14 protein-coding genes and 1 pseudogene are annotated in these 15,045 nt (G+C 58.8%); 8 read left to right on the forward strand and 7 right to left on the reverse strand.

Annotation, left to right across the window (positions count from 1 at the left end; genetic code table 11):
- Nucleotides 1–15: 15 nt before the first annotated feature.
- The 3 genes and pseudogenes from FHT28_RS36085 to serA form a co-directional block, all read right to left on the reverse strand.
- Nucleotides 16–216 (reverse strand): annotated as a pseudogene (locus FHT28_RS36085) (integrase); the annotation flags it as partial.
- A gap of 239 nt (nucleotides 217–455) precedes the next feature.
- Entirely contained in the window at nucleotides 456–1,238 is a 783-nt protein-coding gene (locus FHT28_RS08880; protein ID WP_037191043.1) for a L,D-transpeptidase, read from the reverse strand.
- Nucleotides 1,239–1,371: 133 nt separating this feature from the next.
- The gene (gene serA / locus FHT28_RS08885) at nucleotides 1,372–2,610 is read right to left on the reverse strand and encodes a phosphoglycerate dehydrogenase (protein ID WP_168596011.1); all 1,239 of its coding nucleotides are present in this window, start codon (nucleotides 2,608–2,610) and stop codon (nucleotides 1,372–1,374) included.
- A gap of 561 nt (nucleotides 2,611–3,171) precedes the next feature.
- Between serA and FHT28_RS08890 the strand changes: the two genes are divergently transcribed.
- The 6 genes from FHT28_RS08890 to FHT28_RS08915 all read left to right on the forward strand — a co-directional run bounded on the left by FHT28_RS08890 (nucleotide 3,172) and on the right by FHT28_RS08915 (nucleotide 7,148).
- Nucleotides 3,172–3,381: a cold-shock protein gene (locus FHT28_RS08890; RefSeq protein WP_037191038.1), complete on the forward strand. Its 210-nt coding sequence runs from the start codon at nucleotides 3,172–3,174 to the stop codon at nucleotides 3,379–3,381.
- 133 nt (nucleotides 3,382–3,514) lie between these two features.
- A complete protein-coding gene (locus FHT28_RS08895; RefSeq protein WP_037191036.1) occupies nucleotides 3,515–3,739 on the forward strand; it encodes a hypothetical protein in 225 nt (74 codons plus the stop codon).
- A 31-nt stretch (nucleotides 3,740–3,770) separates the two neighbouring features.
- Nucleotides 3,771–4,151, forward strand: a complete 381-nt coding sequence (locus FHT28_RS08900) for a DUF6481 family protein (RefSeq protein ID WP_047555715.1) — start codon at nucleotides 3,771–3,773, stop codon at nucleotides 4,149–4,151.
- Nucleotides 4,152–4,479: 328 nt separating this feature from the next.
- Nucleotides 4,480–4,659, forward strand: coding sequence for a hypothetical protein (locus tag FHT28_RS08905; RefSeq protein ID WP_168596012.1), 180 nt, complete (start codon nucleotides 4,480–4,482; stop codon nucleotides 4,657–4,659).
- A gap of 57 nt (nucleotides 4,660–4,716) precedes the next feature.
- Complete coding sequence (locus FHT28_RS08910; RefSeq protein ID WP_168596013.1) at nucleotides 4,717–6,108, forward strand: FAD-binding oxidoreductase; 1,392 nt, start codon at nucleotides 4,717–4,719, stop codon at nucleotides 6,106–6,108.
- A 335-nt stretch (nucleotides 6,109–6,443) separates the two neighbouring features.
- A complete protein-coding gene (locus FHT28_RS08915) occupies nucleotides 6,444–7,148 on the forward strand; it encodes a hypothetical protein (RefSeq protein WP_113084765.1) in 705 nt (234 codons plus the stop codon).
- A 12-nt stretch (nucleotides 7,149–7,160) separates the two neighbouring features.
- Here FHT28_RS08915 and FHT28_RS08920 read toward each other — a convergent pair whose 3' ends face one another.
- From FHT28_RS08920 to FHT28_RS08935, 4 genes are all read right to left on the reverse strand, one after another.
- Complete coding sequence (locus tag FHT28_RS08920; RefSeq protein ID WP_168596014.1) at nucleotides 7,161–9,017, reverse strand: ABC transporter ATP-binding protein; 1,857 nt, start codon at nucleotides 9,015–9,017, stop codon at nucleotides 7,161–7,163.
- A gap of 1 nt (nucleotide 9,018) precedes the next feature.
- Nucleotides 9,019–9,876: an ABC transporter permease gene (locus FHT28_RS08925; protein ID WP_168596015.1), complete on the reverse strand. Its 858-nt coding sequence runs from the start codon at nucleotides 9,874–9,876 to the stop codon at nucleotides 9,019–9,021.
- A 2-nt stretch (nucleotides 9,877–9,878) separates the two neighbouring features.
- Nucleotides 9,879–10,901: an ABC transporter permease gene (locus FHT28_RS08930; RefSeq protein WP_210250236.1), complete on the reverse strand. Its 1,023-nt coding sequence runs from the start codon at nucleotides 10,899–10,901 to the stop codon at nucleotides 9,879–9,881.
- A gap of 78 nt (nucleotides 10,902–10,979) precedes the next feature.
- Complete coding sequence (locus tag FHT28_RS08935; protein ID WP_168596016.1) at nucleotides 10,980–12,515, reverse strand: ABC transporter substrate-binding protein; 1,536 nt, start codon at nucleotides 12,513–12,515, stop codon at nucleotides 10,980–10,982.
- Between the two features lie 436 nt (nucleotides 12,516–12,951).
- On the opposite strand from FHT28_RS08935, the gene FHT28_RS08940 reads away from it, so the two are divergent.
- Complete coding sequence (locus tag FHT28_RS08940; protein ID WP_168596017.1) at nucleotides 12,952–13,380, forward strand: hypothetical protein; 429 nt, start codon at nucleotides 12,952–12,954, stop codon at nucleotides 13,378–13,380.
- Between the two features lie 8 nt (nucleotides 13,381–13,388).
- Nucleotides 13,389–15,005, forward strand: a complete 1,617-nt coding sequence (locus FHT28_RS08945) for an AMP-binding protein (RefSeq protein ID WP_168596018.1) — start codon at nucleotides 13,389–13,391, stop codon at nucleotides 15,003–15,005.
- Nucleotides 15,006–15,045: the final 40 nt, after the last annotated feature.

The following is a 15,045-nucleotide window of genomic DNA, read 5'->3' on the forward strand; positions in this document are numbered from 1 at the left end:
GCTCCACTCCAAAGTAACGAGGCGCCCCGCGCCTTTCTTCTGCTCGCCATTGTTGTAGTAGCTTGCCGCCCTGGGTCACAGATTTATACAGGGATTGTTGCATGGCTCCTGCAGGGGAACGCCACGATGCGCCGCCTCGATCAGATCGCTGGATCGAAACCCGTGGAAAAAAACCTCCGGATCCAGACCCGCTCGCTTACAACGTGCCTTCAAGATTGATCCTTTTGCCCCCATTGATCGATACGGCGGAAAACTGGGCCGGGCAACGACCTAGCGCAAGTGCGGTAGCATATCAGAGGAATTTATGACCGGAGCGCCATAAAGGTCGTGTTCCCTGGGGGTACTGACATGCGCTGTGATTTAAGCCGGCTTGGAACAGCGCTTGATCTGGCCCATTCAAGGAGAAAACGGCATATGGCCAGATCTCGGCAGACCCCACCAGTGCTGGGGTGCAATCAAAGCACGACGACCTTTGTGCCCACGGCGACCCGGCCATAGAGATCCATCACATCCGGATTTGCCATGCGGATGCAGCCAGAGGATACCGCCTTGCCGATCGAGTTGGGCTCGTTGGTGCCATGGATGCGGTAGAGGGTGGAACCAAGATAGAGCGCTCTCGCTCCAAGGGGATTATTGAGACCGCCATCCATGTAGTCAGGCAATTCCGGCCGGCGAGCGATCATTTCCTTGGGCGGCGTCCAGGTCGGCCACTCTGCTTTGCGGCTGATCGTCTCCGTGCCCTTCCAGGCGAAGCCCTGCTTGCCGACACCGATGCCGTATTTGAGGGCAGTTCCGTCGTTGAGCACGAGATAGAGGCGCTTTTCCTTTGTGGAGATCACGATCGTGCCAGGATCGTAGCCGGAAAAGGGGACAACCGTGCGCGGGATGGGTGACCGCGCCAGGCTCGCCCGCCTGTCATCTTTGACGCCAGAATTGAGTTGGGGAGAGATCGCGCCCCGATCGATCGAAGCCCGCCGTTGTGGACGGGGTTGCGACGGGAAATCGCCGTTTTCGTCGTCATAATAGCCATAGGGGTCACCCCGATAGTAATAGTCATCGTCGAAACGACGATCATCGCGATAGCGCGGCGGCGCCTCCCGCCCATAGTGCGGAGTAGCATAGCCGCCATCCAGGTCATCGCCATAATCCGGCAAATACCGCCATTCCTGGGCATGCACGGAGACGCTTGTCATCAGCACAGCCAGAGCGGGCAAAAGGATCAATCTTGAAGTCTTCATGTCACAACCAACTTACCGAACAACGCACGGGACTGCGCCCCGCGTCGGCGGGGTATGCGTGCCGCCGACAATTTCGGAAGCGACAGGCATAATTGTGGCAGCGGCGATCGAAAACGAAGATTTGCGGACGGCGTCAGTAGAGCAATCGAGTTCGTATCGTTCCCGGGATCTGGCGAAGCGCATCAAGTATGTCATCGGCTGTCTGGCCGACGCCCTCGGCTTCGATGACCACGTAGCCGGTGTCGCCGTGCGTCTGCAGGAACTCACCGACGATATTAAGTGCGCGGGACGAAAAAATCGCATTCAGACTGTTTAGCATGCCAGGGCGATTTTCATGAACATGGATGAAACGCGTGCCGTTTGGACGTGGCGGCAATTGAACCTGGGGAAAATTGACGGCGCCCAGCGTCGAGCCGACGTCGGAATATTCCACAAGCTTCCTGGAGACCTCTCCTCCGATGCGCTCCTGGGCTTCTTCGGTCGAGCCGCCAATATGCGGCGTCAGTATGACATTGTCCAAACCCTGGAGCGGCGTTTCGAAACGCTCGTTGTTTGATGCCGGCTCCTTAGGGAATACGTCCACGGCTGCCCCCGCGAGATGTCCTTCTTTCAAAACCTTCGCAAGCGCTTCGAGATCCACTACGGTCCCGCGGGAGTTATTGATGAAAAGTGCTCCCTTTTTCATTCTGCGCAGTTCGGTCTCTGTTATCATGTTTTGCGTCGAACTGGTTTCGGGAACATGCATCGTCACGAAATCCGAGATTTCGAGAAGCTCGCCGAGGGTGGCCATCGATTCTGAATTGCCGTGGCGAAGCTTGTCTGAAGGATCGAAATAGCGCACGTTCATGCCCATGCTTTCCGCAAGAACGCTAAGCTGCGAACCGATGTTGCCGTAGCCCACGATACCAAGCGTTTTTCCACGCACCTCACGACTGCCGACAGCAGATTTGTCCCATCCGCCCTCATGCGCAGAAGCAGAACGCGGGAAAATCCGCCGCGTCAGCATTATGATCTCACCGATCACAAGCTCGGCAACCGAGCGGGTGTTCGAATAGGGAGCGTTGAAAACTGGGATGCCGCGTCGGCGGGCCGCATCCAGGTCGACTTGATTTGTCCCCACGGAAAAACAACCGACGGCAATAAGTTTTTTTGCGGAGCTGAAAACCTCCTCCGTCAGCTGGGTGCGCGAACGAATGCCGATAATGTGCGCCTCGGCTATATGGCTCTTGAGATCCTTGTCATCCAAGGCCTTCGGCAAATGCGTCACATTGACGTAGCCGGATGACGTAAAATAGTCCACGGCGCTCTGGCTGATGCCTTCAAGCAGAAGGACGGAAATCCGCTCGCGCGGGAGAGAAAGTTGTCGGGTCATTGAATTGCTTTCGATTTTCGAATTCGACGAAGCCGGGGTTGCTTGTCGGCCGTAAAGCTCGCAGATATGGCAAAATCTTTAGCGACCATCCAACGGAAAACGCAACAACAAACTCCACTCCGACGGCAGATAGGGAGGTGTCAGTCCGTCCAATCGCGCCGAAAGATCCGCTAGGAGACGACATTGACGCTGTCGCTTTGGAGGCTCAAAGCCATCACCATCGATACTTGATCAGGACCGATTGAATTGACGAAGACAGCCAGGCTCGCAACGCGGCGGATGTCGGACGTACGGGCTTCCGGCTGGTGCCAGCCAACGATATCAGTGGCCGGATGTAAGATTGGAGCGTGCAACCTTATGTCGAGAGGCGGTTACCTGAAAACTAAAAGTTGACAATCCGATACTGGTGGCCTATACGGTGATCGTCGATATTTGCTTGCTGAGCTTTGGTTACCGCGCGTTTGGCACCGTGCCCTGAACGAACCTTCCTTTCAAAAATCGCTACCACCATCCGCAACGCTTTCGTGTTGTGGTTTCTTTATTGCTATGAAAGGGTTCATCATGACCACTGGCACAGTTAAATGGTTTAATTCCACCAAGGGCTTCGGCTTCATCCAGCCTGACAATGGCGGCACCGATGCATTCGTCCATATCTCCGCTGTCGAACGCGCTGGTATGCGCGAGCTCGTCGAAGGCCAGAAGATCGGCTTCGAACTGGAGCGCGACGTCAAGTCGGGCAAAATGTCGGCCTGCAATCTCCAGGCTGCCTAAGGCACCCGGTATCGGCTTTCCCTTGACCACGGATGTACTGGCACTGTTGAGAGCATGATACCAAACCAAGGTCAGGCAGATTGCCTGGCCTTTTTTATTGCCGCATTGACCCGGCCTTAATCCAGGAAACATCATGACACAGACATACAGCAAATCTCGCCAGAAGGCGGAGATTGCTTTCGGCAATGTCCAATCGCAATTCTTTGCCCGCAACAACGCCGTCGATGAACTCGACTTCCTTACCCGTTCCCGCGAGGAAAAGACCCTGCGCCTTCGTGAAGCGCGTCTTGCAAAGGAACTACAGGACCGCACTGCGGCGACCGCTTCCCTCCTGGCTAAACGCGCCAGGAAGCCCTGATCTATTTTAACCCGAATCCCAGGATAGACATTTGAAGAACTCCAGAAACACCGAGCTTTCCGATCGCCGCGCGGCAGCCGCGCAAGCAAAGACGGCTCTCCTGACTGCCTATCGCACGGCGCAGACGGCGGCCCAGCCGACCAGGTTGGCGCGGGAGGCGGAACGCGTGGCCGTGGCCGCGGCCCGGGAGGAGCGGCGTCTTGAACGCGAGCGGGTAAAGCTTGAGGAGCAAGAGCGGCTGGTAGCCGAGGCGGCCGAGCGGCAGGAAGCCGTAGTTGCTGCAGCCCGCGCCGAAACCGAAGCGCGTGAGACAGCCGAAAAAGGCCGTATGGCTCGCTTGATCGAAGATGAAGCCACTCGAAAGGCTGACCGCGATCGGCGCTACGCCAACCGCAAGGCCCGACAAGCTTAGTGGCACGTCTCTCTAAGGCCGGTAATCGACCCACCTCGGTTGTTAATCGGCCTTGCTGCACGACCCATCGGCCCAATCCTGCGCAAGGTATGTCGCTGCGTTGAATGACGGTCGCCTACGGCATCGTCGCGACTTCGAACTAAACCCAGCGCCGAATGAATCGCTGCTGAAAGTCTGTCGCCTACGGGAGCCTCCATCGTAGAAAATACGGGCGAGCTTCAGGCAATCAACACGGTCGGGCAGATCGCTATTCAGGAAATCCTGCGGATGGTCATCCGCTCGATGGCGCCCGAGGCAACTTTATGACAACGCCAAGGCGGAAAACTTCGTGAAGACGCTGGGGGTTGAAGCGGTGTATCCGCTGGCGTTCGAAACCAATGACGATGTCAACGAACATCTTCCCTACTTCGTCGAAGAGGTCTACACAAACGTCGGCTCCATTCAGCGCTCTGCTTCTTGGGTCACCAACAGTTCGAGCATTAGCACGTCTAGAAGATCAGCAACCTGATCCTTGCCCACCCCAAGGGGACTACTTCAACTTCAGGCAATTCGAGACCATGGTTTGATGAGAGAAGACTTCATTCAATCGCTCAACGAGGAGCTTGGCGCCGACGTTGTCTTTGGCGCAGACATTCCAGCACGTTTCCGCAATGACTGGGCAGGGCTTGAACCTGTCACGCCATTGGCCCTGGTGCGTCCGCGCACGACCGAACAAATATCAGCAACGCTCAGGCTTTGTGATCGTTTCAAGATTTCGGTCGTTCCCCAGGGCGGATTGACGGGTCTTGCTGGCGGCGCCCGCCCGATCGAAGGCGGCGTTGCGCTATCGCTCGACCGCATGAACGGCATTGACGAAATCGACCCCGTCATGGCGACGATGACGGTCCAGGCCGGTACGCCGCTCGGTGTCATCCAGAGGGCCGCGGAGGAAGCGGGACTTTTCTTCGGGCTTGATCTTGGCGCCCGCGATTCCTGCGTCATCGGCGGAAATCTTTCCACCAATGCCGGCGGCAATCGCGTCATTCGCTTCGGCATGGCGCGCGAACACGTGCTTGGCCTTGAGGTGGTCTTGCCCGATGGTACGATCGTGCGCTCGCTCAACAAGATGCTGAAGAACAACGCCGGCTATGACCTAAAGCAGCTTTTCATCGGCTCCGAGGGGACGCTCGGTATCATCACCCGCGCCGTGCTGCGCCTACAGGCGAAGCCCGCGGCGCTCGCCAGCGCCTTGTGCGGCTGTTCCGGTTTTCCGGCCATGCTGGAGTTACTAAAGAGCGCCCGGTTGCGCATGGGTTCGGCGCTGATCGCTTTCGAGGTCATGTGGCCGAGCTTCTATGATTTCATGACTGGCAATCTACCCGAGCTGCGCCGGGCATTGTCCGAACCGCACGGTATCTATGTGCTGATCGAAGCAGGTGGGCGCGACACGGACGAAAACCGGACGATGCTCGAACATATCCTGTCTGATGCCCTTGAAGAGGGTTGGGTGTCCGACGCGGTCCTGTCGTCCTCGGAGCGTGAAGCCCGCGAACTCTGGGCGGTTCGCGATAGCGTTTCGGAATATGGGCGGCTCATGGGACCTCAGACTGCGTTCGATGTCGGGCTCCCCACCAGCGTAGCCGGCAGCGTGGTGAGCGAGATTGAAGCGGCGATGAAAAATCGCTGGCCCGACGCAATTGCGCTCAGCTACGGCCATATCGGTGATAGCAACCTGCATTTCGTCTGCAACATCCCCTCGCTTGGCAAGTCGCAGCCGCATAAGGAAATCACCGAGCTTGTGTTTACGGCTGTCGGCCGGGCGGGCGGCACGATTTCCGCCGAACACGGGATAGGCCTGCTGAAGAAGCCCTATCTCAAGCTCTCCCGCACGCCGGAAGAGTTGGCCCTGATGGAGCGCATCAAGCGCGCTATCGATCCGAACAATATTCTCAACACCGGTAAGGTGCTGACGATTTGAGCCGCCCGTCTCTGAAGCTAACTCGGTGGACATACCGGCGAAGCAAGCTTCGAGTTCCTGAGCTCGAACCGGACCGGGCCCCCATGTTTTCATCGATAGCGTCCTTGGACATTACATGAATCACCTCAAGGGCGACAGGAAGGCGGCGGAGAAAAGTCGTAAGAGGCAATCTGTCATGGCGAGTGCGCGAGGCATAGAGGAACCAATCGGGCGCGATATGTTTTAAGTTTAAACTTGTTTTTTGCTCTGTATCGCTCGATACTGAAATCTCCGCGGTGGGCTTTGAATACCGGTTTGGCCTGTCACCGTTTTCTAGCGAGTACGGAGAGTTCGACATGGCCTTCGCCTATCTTGCCTTTTTCGAAAGCTCCGACGACGGTGACCTCGCAATCAGCGAAGCCGATCTCGCAACCGTTGCCGCAATCATCAAGACAACTCCCGGCCTTGCATCCGCGAATCTCTATACGCCCGAGACGACCAACGACATGTACAACAAGGTCGAGCGATCGCCGGTTCTTGGACTTCAGCTTTATTTCGATCAACTGACCACACTCGAAAGCGCCATCGGCCCTTCGGGCCATCTGCAGCAGCTCGCGGCCTTTGATGTTCTCACCAGCATAAGGGGTACTAAGGCGACGCAGCAGGCGATGTATGTGCGGCCGTTTCCGGTCGATGACGGCAAGCTGCGCACCGGTGACGGTCAGTTGCCATGCAGCTACGTGGTTCACTATCCCGGCCCCGCCGGGGATATGAATGCCTGGCTACACCACTATGTTAGCCACCATCCGCAGGTCATGCGCACCTTTCCGGATATCCGCCAGATCGAGGTTCTATCACGGGTCGACTGGTGCGGCTTCCTACCCTGGGAGCGCGTCAATCACATGCAGCGAAACCGGGTGATGTTCGATAACCCCGTCGCCCTACAGACCGCCTTGCAGTCTCCCGCGCGCGTTGCCATGCGGGAGGATTTCAAGACGCTTCCTCCCTTTGAAGGCGGCAATTCGCATTTTCCGATGGCGACACGGATCATCGTCCCATAAGCAAAGACGCACCTATTCGACCTGATAACCTGTCTCGGCCAATACCGGCGACCATTCGGCTTGAACGTCGTCCGGCGGCACGGAAGCGAGCAGGCTTTGCGTATAGGGATGCTGCGGGTTGGCGAAGACCGTCTCCGTCGCGCCGCTCTCCACCACCTCGCCGCGATACATCACCAGCACGCGGTCGCAGAGATAGCGCACGACGGAAAGGTCGTGCGAGATAAACATCATGGAGAAACCGTGTTCGTCCCGCAACTTCAATAGGAGATCCAGCAGTTGCGCCTGAACCGAAACATCGAGGCCAGATACAATCTCATCGGCGACCAGAATGCGCGGCACCGAGCAGAGGGCGCGGGCAATATTGACGCGTTGCTTCTGGCCACCGGACAGTTGTGAGGGGAAGCGCATCGCCGCATCCGGCGGCAGGCCGATTTCAGCGAGCAGCTCGGCGGCGCGATCCATGCGCTCTCGCTTGCTGGCGTGGAGGCCACTCGCCTCATTCGCCTGGGTGACGATGCTACCGACCTGGCGGCGCGGATTGAGCGCCGATTGCGGATCTTGAAACACCATCTGGATATGGTCGCGGCGATAAGCCTTTTCCGACGATCCATTGGCGGTAATATCGCGGCCCGCAAGCGTGAGGCGACCTTCGGTCGCTGTATCCAGCCCGACGACAAGACGGGCGAGCGAGCTCTTGCCGCTACCGCTTTCTCCGACGATGCCAACGAATTCGCCTTCACCGAGCGTGAAATCGACGCCGTTGACCGCCCTAAACTTGGGGTTCCTGTTGAAGGGGCTCCAGGCGACCGTGTAGGCCTTGGTTAGCTTTTCGCCTTGCAGATAGTTCTTCGCTGTCTCGACGTTGCGGGCCGGAGCCAACGGCGGCGGCACGATCTCAGGCGTCTTTTCCGTGCGGATGCAGGCGGCGATATGGTCGGGTGCAATTTCCGCAAGCGGCGGCTCGGCCTCGGTGCAGGCGGCGACGGCATTCGGACAGCGGGAGGCAAAACGGCAGCCGGTAATATCCTTCAACACGCGTAGCCCCGGCATGCGCTCTGGCAGGATGTAGAGGCCGCGGCGCTCTCCACTGATGGTGGGATTGGCGAGTTGAAGACAGCGCGTATAGGGATGTGCCGGCGCCGAGAACAGTTGCTTGGCGGGTCCGCGCTCGGCCGGACGCCCGGCATAGAGCACCATGATCTCATCGCTGATCTGCGAAGCAAGCCGCAGGTCATGGGTGATGAAGATGACCGCCGTGCCGTCACGCTTCTGCATCTCGGCGATCAGCTTGACGATACGGGCCTGGATGGTGACGTCGAGGGCCGTTGTCGGTTCGTCGGCGATCAGCAGGCGCGGGCGGCTGGCAAAGGCCATGGCGATCAGGATGCGCTGGCACATGCCGCCGGAAAGTTGATGCGGGTATTTGCCAAGTAGCGCTGCGCCATGTGGCAGGTGCACTGCTTCGAATTCGGCAAGCGCCCGCTGCCGCCAGTGTTCGCCCGGAGCGAGGCCAATTCGCAAGAGATGTTCCCTCATCTGCTGACCGACGGTCAGCACGGGGTTGAGGCCGGACAGGGGCTCCTGCGGGATGAAGGCGATGTCCCGACCGAGCAGATTGCGACGGCGCTCCGACGCCATTGCTACAAGGTCCTCACCGGCGAATTCTAGTGTCCCCTTGGTGACGGCGAAGCCGCTCGGGAGGAACTGCGAAATAGTGCGGCCGATCATCGACTTTCCGGCGCCGGACTCGCCGACGAGGCCGAGAATCATGCCCGGTACCAGCGTGAAGTTGAGATCGCTCAGGACGGGAAAGGACTCTTTGCCCGCGAATGAGTCTACGCAGAGGTTTCGTGCGGCTAATATGGTCATGTCAGGTCCTCTCCGTCTGCGTCAGGCGCGAGTCGAGGGATCGGCGCAGACCGTCTCCGAGAATGTTGAAGCCGAAGACGGCAAAGAAGATCGCGAAAACCGGACAGAGAAGATTGAGTGGCGCCTCGTAAATGTTCTGCCGGGCGTCGGCGATCATCTGTCCCCAGGCGGGTGTGTCTGCACCGACGCTCATGCCGACAAAGGAGAGGATCGCCTCGACGATGACGGCGACGCCCATTTCCAGGCTCATGAGCGTGATCAGCAGCGGCAGCGTGCCGGGCAGGATTTCGCGCGTAATCGTGCGCCAATGGGAAAAGCCGACGAGCTGGGCGGCGGCCACATAGTCTCGCCGTCGCAGCACCAGCACCTCGCTGCGTAGCACCCGGCAAAAGCGCGTCCAGTCGACGAGCACGATTGCGAGGATCACATTGCGAATGCCGGTGCCGAGGCCGACCATCAGGATCAACGACAGGATGACGGGCGGGAAAGAGAGCCAGATTTCCACGACGCGCCCGATCAGCCAATCGACCCAGCCGCCGAAATAGCCGGCGATATGCGCCAGGATCGCGCCGATGATCATGGCGCCGAACGAGGCGATGAAGGCGACGGTGAGCGCAACGCGCGTGCCGAAGATCAGGCGCGAGAGGATACAGCGTCCGAGGCTGTCGGTGCCGAGCGGAAACATCGCGTCGCCGCCATCCGCCCAGGCAGGCGGCGTCAGGATGGACAAGAGGTTTTGTTCATTCGGATCGTTGAGTGCGATCCAAGGCGCGAAAATCGCGCAGACCGTCAGGATGGCAATGATGACGAGGCCTGTCTGAACGCGGCCGGATCTCAACCAGAGCGGAAGATGTTTCATTATCAGCGCGCCGTCAGTTTTGGGTTGAGGATCAGGTAAAGACTATCGACCACGGTATTGATGACGAGGACGGCGACGCAATAGGTCAGGCCCGCGCCCTGAATGATCGGCAGATCGGCATTGCGGATCGCATCGACCATCAGATTGCCCATGCCGGGGTAGGAATAGATGAGTTCCACCAGGAGCGTGCCGCCGAACAGAAAGCCGAACTGCACGCCCATCAGGCTGAGTGTCGGTAGGATGGCGTTCTTGAGCGCGTGGCGGATGAGGATGCGTTTCTCCGACAGGCCGCGCAGCCGCGCCTGCTGAATATAATCATCCTGATAGGCGTCGAGCAGGCTCGATCGCAGCACGCGCATGAGCGACGGCGAAAGCGCGATGCCGAGCGCGAGGCTCGGCAGTATCATATGCTTGATCGCGTCCCAGAAGACCGCAATGTTGCCGGTGATGAGGCTATCGAGCAGAAGAAAACCCGTCACCATCGGTCGCTCGAAGCCGGGGCTGAGGCGTCCGGTAAACGGCAGGAGATTGAAGAAGACGCCGAAAATCAGGAGCAGGAACAGGCTCCACAGGAACTCCGGCAGCGACAGAAGCAGGATGGAGAGGAAATCCATCACGGCTTCTGCGCGCGTTCCGCGCACGTAGAACAGGAAAAGCCCGCCGGCGAGGCCGAAGACAGTGGCAACGACCATGGCGAGCACCGCCAGCTCGATGGTCGCGGGCAGCGTCGAGCCGATCAGCGAGGACACGTCCTGGCGGAAATGGATCGAGCGACCGATATCGCCATGCAGAAGCTTGACGAGCCAAATGCCGTATTGCTCGATGAGCGGCCGGTCGAACCCCATCTCCTTGCGCATCGCCTCGATCTCTTCGACCGTCGCATTCGGTGGCATCGACATTGCCGCCGGATCGACCGGCAGGACGCGCAGGATGCAAAAGAGAAGCGCGGACACGATGAGCAGGATCGGTATCGCGGTCAGAAGACGTTTTACCAGCAGTTTGGCGATGGTCACGAACATGCGCATGCCTTGTCTTACGAAGCCAGGAAGGCAGCCCGGAGCGAACCCCGGACCCCATGGTCTTTCAAGCTATGCAGCGCAAACTCACGACCACGACATGGTGTTGCCCAGGATCCAGGCGTTGCCATACTTGGCGTAAGCGAGGTTCTTTTTGCGGACCAATGTCTGGACGCTCTGCAGGAGCGGAATGGTGGCTCCGGTTTCGACGGCTTCTTTTGCAAGATCCCGGTAGCCGGCCACGCGCTTGTCATAGACAGGCTCGGCGAAGAGGTTGAGAACCTTCTGGCCGATCTCCATTCCCTTCCATGCGCCGAACGGCATTTTTGGATTCAGCAGATAGCCGGAGAAGATCTCGGGGTCACCCGTGGCGTTGTCGAAGCTATAGAGGGTCGCCTCCGGCAGTTTGCCGCCACGATTGAGCTCGAAATACTTCGAATATTCGATCTGCTGTATCTCGCACTTGATGCCGACCTTTCCCCACATCTGAACAAGCGCGCGGGCGATGTCGAAATCGCTGGGGAACTGGCCGTTGGTGGCCGCAAGCGTGATGGTTGCAGGCTTGTCGGCGCTGAAGCCGGACTTGGCGAGCAGCTCCTTGGACAGGGCTGGATCGTATTTGAAGCTGTAACCTTCGACGAAACCTGGTGTGCCAGGCGTCGCGGGAACCGAGAGTGGGACGGCCGCACCGCCATAGAAAGCCTTGGAAAGGGCAGCCTTGTCGATGGCGTGGTGTGCAGCAAGCCGGACATTCTCGTCGGCAAAGCCCATGTCGTTGCGGATCTGCAGCAGGATGATGCGGGTGAACGGATTGATTTCGGCGGTGAGCCCCTCCACCTTGCCGAGACGTTCGGCCTCACGGACGGGGATGTTGACGGTGAGGTCGATCTGGCCGGACTGGATGGCGGCGGTGCGCGCCGAAGGATCCTTGATGATTTCGATGGTGACGTTCTTGATCTTCGGCTTTACGCCGAAATAATCATCGTTGCGCTGAAGTACGATGCGTGAGTTCATCTGGTAGTCGACGAGCTTGTAGGGTCCAGTGCCGACGGGCTTTTTCAGGAACCCATCCTGGCCGACGGATTCCATGTATTTCTTCGGAACGAGATAGCTTCCGAGAAAAGCCAGCCATTGCGGCGCGGTCGGTGTCGGTGCCGAGAATTTCATGATGCCGCTGGTCGGCGACGTAACTTCGATCGCGGTCAGATTGCGCCAGGAATTGGCGATATCGAGCTTCAGGCCGGATTTGATGCGATCGACGAAGGTGTAGCTGAAGTCCTCCATCGTCATCGGATCGCCATTGTGGAACTTGACATCGTTGCGGATCTCGAACGGCATGGAAAGACCGTCGGTGGCAAGGTCCCACTTGGTAATGAGATTGGGGATGAGCTTCAGATCGGGCGACTGATCGAGCGGCTGGTCAAAGACCAGCTTGAAGATCGGCTGCGCATCCGGAACGAAGCGCTGGTTCGGATCCCAGGACGGCACATCGCTTGGCCAGCCGATGGAGACGCTGTCGGTGTCCGCCGCATAGGTGAAACTTGCGCGCGAGAGCACGGCGCCGCTGACTGCAGCAAGGCCGAGCATCTGCAGGAGATTTCTGCGGTCTAGTTCAAAAGTCATCACGATCCCTCTGGTGTGCACACCTGGCCTTGCTGCTCTGTGCAGCGATAGGGGGCCGGTGAGCCTGCGGCGGTTGTTGAACGCAAGCCTGCAATCTTGCCGAGGGCTTTTTGGTTTTTGCTATTTTAGCCTCTTTTCGCGGGCTTCCCCTTAGCAATTGCGGAGATCGTAGAACGGGCTAAAAATTACTTCAAGCCTAAAATTTATTGATTACTCGAATTTCATTCGGCAAGGGATGTTCCGGGATAAAAGGCGGAAAAATAGGCGTTTCAGGTGGGTGGAAGCGAAAGGCGTCGTTTTCTTTCGGCGCAAGAATGTGGCCGGGTCCGATCGAGGCCGAAAAAAACATTGACGCCCTTTCAAGTTATTTTATGCTTAAAATGTTGTTTGAGCGAATTGATCCTATCATCCCGGCAAATCCGAAGAGGGGACGTTGATGCTAGACCCGCATTGCCATTCAAGCAGCATCAAGGTGGAGCGCCCTGCCGCTCTCACATTTGAATTGATGTCGGATGGGCTGAAGCAGGGAAGCTGGGCATGGGGCAGCTTCGACCGGAGAGAGGTCGAGCCGGGCCTGTTTTGCGGCACATCGATTTTCTCCGGCAAAGAGACCTATGTCCGCCTCGATGTGGATCGGGATCGTTTGCAGGTGGATTACGAGGTCGGCGGGTCGAAGGAGGCCATGCAGTTTCGCAACATGTCCCGCGTCATTCCCGGCGACCTGTTGAAGATGGGGCAGAACACATGCGTCGTCACGCTGCTGACCTGGCGCCTGCAAACCCAGACCGACGCGGAATGGATCCAATTCGGCACGATCCATGAGGCGGAGATGTTCCTGATCAAAGGTCTTCTCGAGCGCGAATGAAGGACAAGATGACACATTCTCCCCATCTATTGTTTGCCGACCGGGCACGCGCCAACCCCGAAGCAGCCTTGTTGATCGCACCGGCCAGCGCCGGGCTACCCTATGCGCCACTGGGGTTTCGTTACAGCTACGGCGAGGTGTTCGCTGAAGCTGCCGCGCTGAGCCAAAAATTTGCGGCCGCCGGTTACGGCCTTGGTTCACGGGTGGCTCTGCTTCTGGAAAACCGGCCGGAATTCTTCACCTTCTGGCTGGCGCTGAATGCCATCGGCGCGTCGATCGTGCCGATCAATCCAGATCTGCGGCGTGACGAACTTGTTTTCCAGCTCGATATGGCCGAGGCGCCGTTGCTGATCGCGATTGCCGAGCGGCTGGCGGACCTTGCCGACATCCATCCCGGCAAGGTCACAGTAATCGGGGCGAACGACGACATTCCGCCGTCGCCTGTGAGGCTGACGGCGGAGCCAGGCGGCCCGGACGCGGAATGCGCCCTGCTGTTCACATCCGGTAGCACCGGCAAGCCCAAGGGCTGCATGCTCTCTAACATCTATTTCATCCGCCTTGCCGAGTGGTACACTACTCAGGGCGGCGTTGCTGATATGGCGGAGGGTAGCGAGATTGCGCTCACGCCGCTGCCGATGTTCCATATGAACGCGCTTGGTTGCACGGTGGTTGGCATGATCATGAAAGGCGGCGCCATTGTGCCGCTCGATCGCTTCCATTCCAAGAGCTGGTGGGCCTCGATCGCCGATTCAGGTGCAACCATCATTCATTGTCTCGGTGTCATTCCGGCCATCCTGCTGCAGATGTCGCCAGTCGAGGCCGAACGCGCGCACAGGGTCAAATTCGCGCTCGGCCCCGGCGTCGATGCCCGGCACAAGGTCGAATTTGAGGAGCGCTATCGCATCCCGATCGTCGAAGCCTGGGCCATGACCGAGACAGGTGGGCGGGCCGTCACCACGACGGCGGCCGACGATTACGCGCCGGGACTGCGCTGCATCGGCCGGCCGCGCGCCGGCATGGAGTACAGGATCGTCGACGATGCCGGCAACACGGTCGACTTGGGGACACCCGGTGAGCTTCTGGTGCGGGCGGAAGGGCGCAACCCGCGAGACGGTTTCTTCAGCGGCTATCTCAAGGATGAGAAAGCGACGGAAGAGGCCTGGGAAGGCGGCTGGTTCCACACCGGCGATGTCGTCTATGCCGGCGAGAACGGGTTGCTCTACTTCTTCGATCGCAAGAAGAGCATCGTGCGTCGCAGCGGCGAGAATATTGCCGTACTTGAAGTCGAGGCAGCGCTTGCCAAGTTGCCCGGCATCAAGGCGTCGGCGGTGACGCCGGTGCCTGACGATCTGCGCGGCGAGGAGGTTTTCGCCTTCATCGTTGAGGCCGAGGTTACAGCAGGCGGCGATCTTCAGCAGCGGGCCTCGCGTATCATCGAGGCCTGCGGTGCATATATCGCCTATCACAAACTGCCCGGCTATGTGGTCTTCATCGAGAAGCTTCCCGTCAGTTCCACACAGAAGGTCCAGCGCGGCGAGATCAAGACCATGGCGGCCAAGGCGGTCGAAGACGGCTCGGCGATCGACCTGCGCAAGCTAAAGGCAACGATCCGCAAAGGTGGCTGATGTGGAGCCCTTTCGAAGGGCGAGCGCATCTGTTATACAA

Origin of the sequence: Rhizobium sp. SG570 (genome assembly GCF_012275345.1) — a bacterium.
In the GTDB taxonomy this organism is placed as follows: domain Bacteria; phylum Pseudomonadota; class Alphaproteobacteria; order Rhizobiales; family Rhizobiaceae; genus Rhizobium; species Rhizobium lusitanum.

What these genes read in the sequence shown, in the direction of transcription:
- FHT28_RS08935 (WP_168596016.1), bottom strand. Translation starts at nt 12,515, where the DNA reads ATGACTTTTGAACTAGACCGCAGAAATCTCCTGCAGATGCTCGGCCTT.
- FHT28_RS08920 (WP_168596014.1), bottom strand. Translation starts at nt 9,017, where the DNA reads ATGACCATATTAGCCGCACGAAACCTCTGCGTAGACTCATTCGCGGGC.
- FHT28_RS08895 (WP_037191036.1), top strand. Translation starts at nt 3,515, where the DNA reads ATGACACAGACATACAGCAAATCTCGCCAGAAGGCGGAGATTGCTTTC.
- FHT28_RS08940 (WP_168596017.1), top strand. Translation starts at nt 12,952, where the DNA reads ATGCTAGACCCGCATTGCCATTCAAGCAGCATCAAGGTGGAGCGCCCT.
- FHT28_RS08890 (WP_037191038.1), top strand. Translation starts at nt 3,172, where the DNA reads ATGACCACTGGCACAGTTAAATGGTTTAATTCCACCAAGGGCTTCGGC.
- FHT28_RS08930 (WP_210250236.1), bottom strand. Translation starts at nt 10,901, where the DNA reads ATGCGCATGTTCGTGACCATCGCCAAACTGCTGGTAAAACGTCTTCTG.
- FHT28_RS08910 (WP_168596013.1), top strand. Translation starts at nt 4,717, where the DNA reads ATGAGAGAAGACTTCATTCAATCGCTCAACGAGGAGCTTGGCGCCGAC.
- FHT28_RS08945 (WP_168596018.1), top strand. Translation starts at nt 13,389, where the DNA reads ATGACACATTCTCCCCATCTATTGTTTGCCGACCGGGCACGCGCCAAC.
- FHT28_RS08915 (WP_113084765.1), top strand. Translation starts at nt 6,444, where the DNA reads ATGGCCTTCGCCTATCTTGCCTTTTTCGAAAGCTCCGACGACGGTGAC.
- FHT28_RS08880 (WP_037191043.1), bottom strand. Translation starts at nt 1,238, where the DNA reads ATGAAGACTTCAAGATTGATCCTTTTGCCCGCTCTGGCTGTGCTGATG.
- serA (WP_168596011.1), bottom strand. Translation starts at nt 2,610, where the DNA reads ATGACCCGACAACTTTCTCTCCCGCGCGAGCGGATTTCCGTCCTTCTG.
- FHT28_RS08925 (WP_168596015.1), bottom strand. Translation starts at nt 9,876, where the DNA reads ATGAAACATCTTCCGCTCTGGTTGAGATCCGGCCGCGTTCAGACAGGC.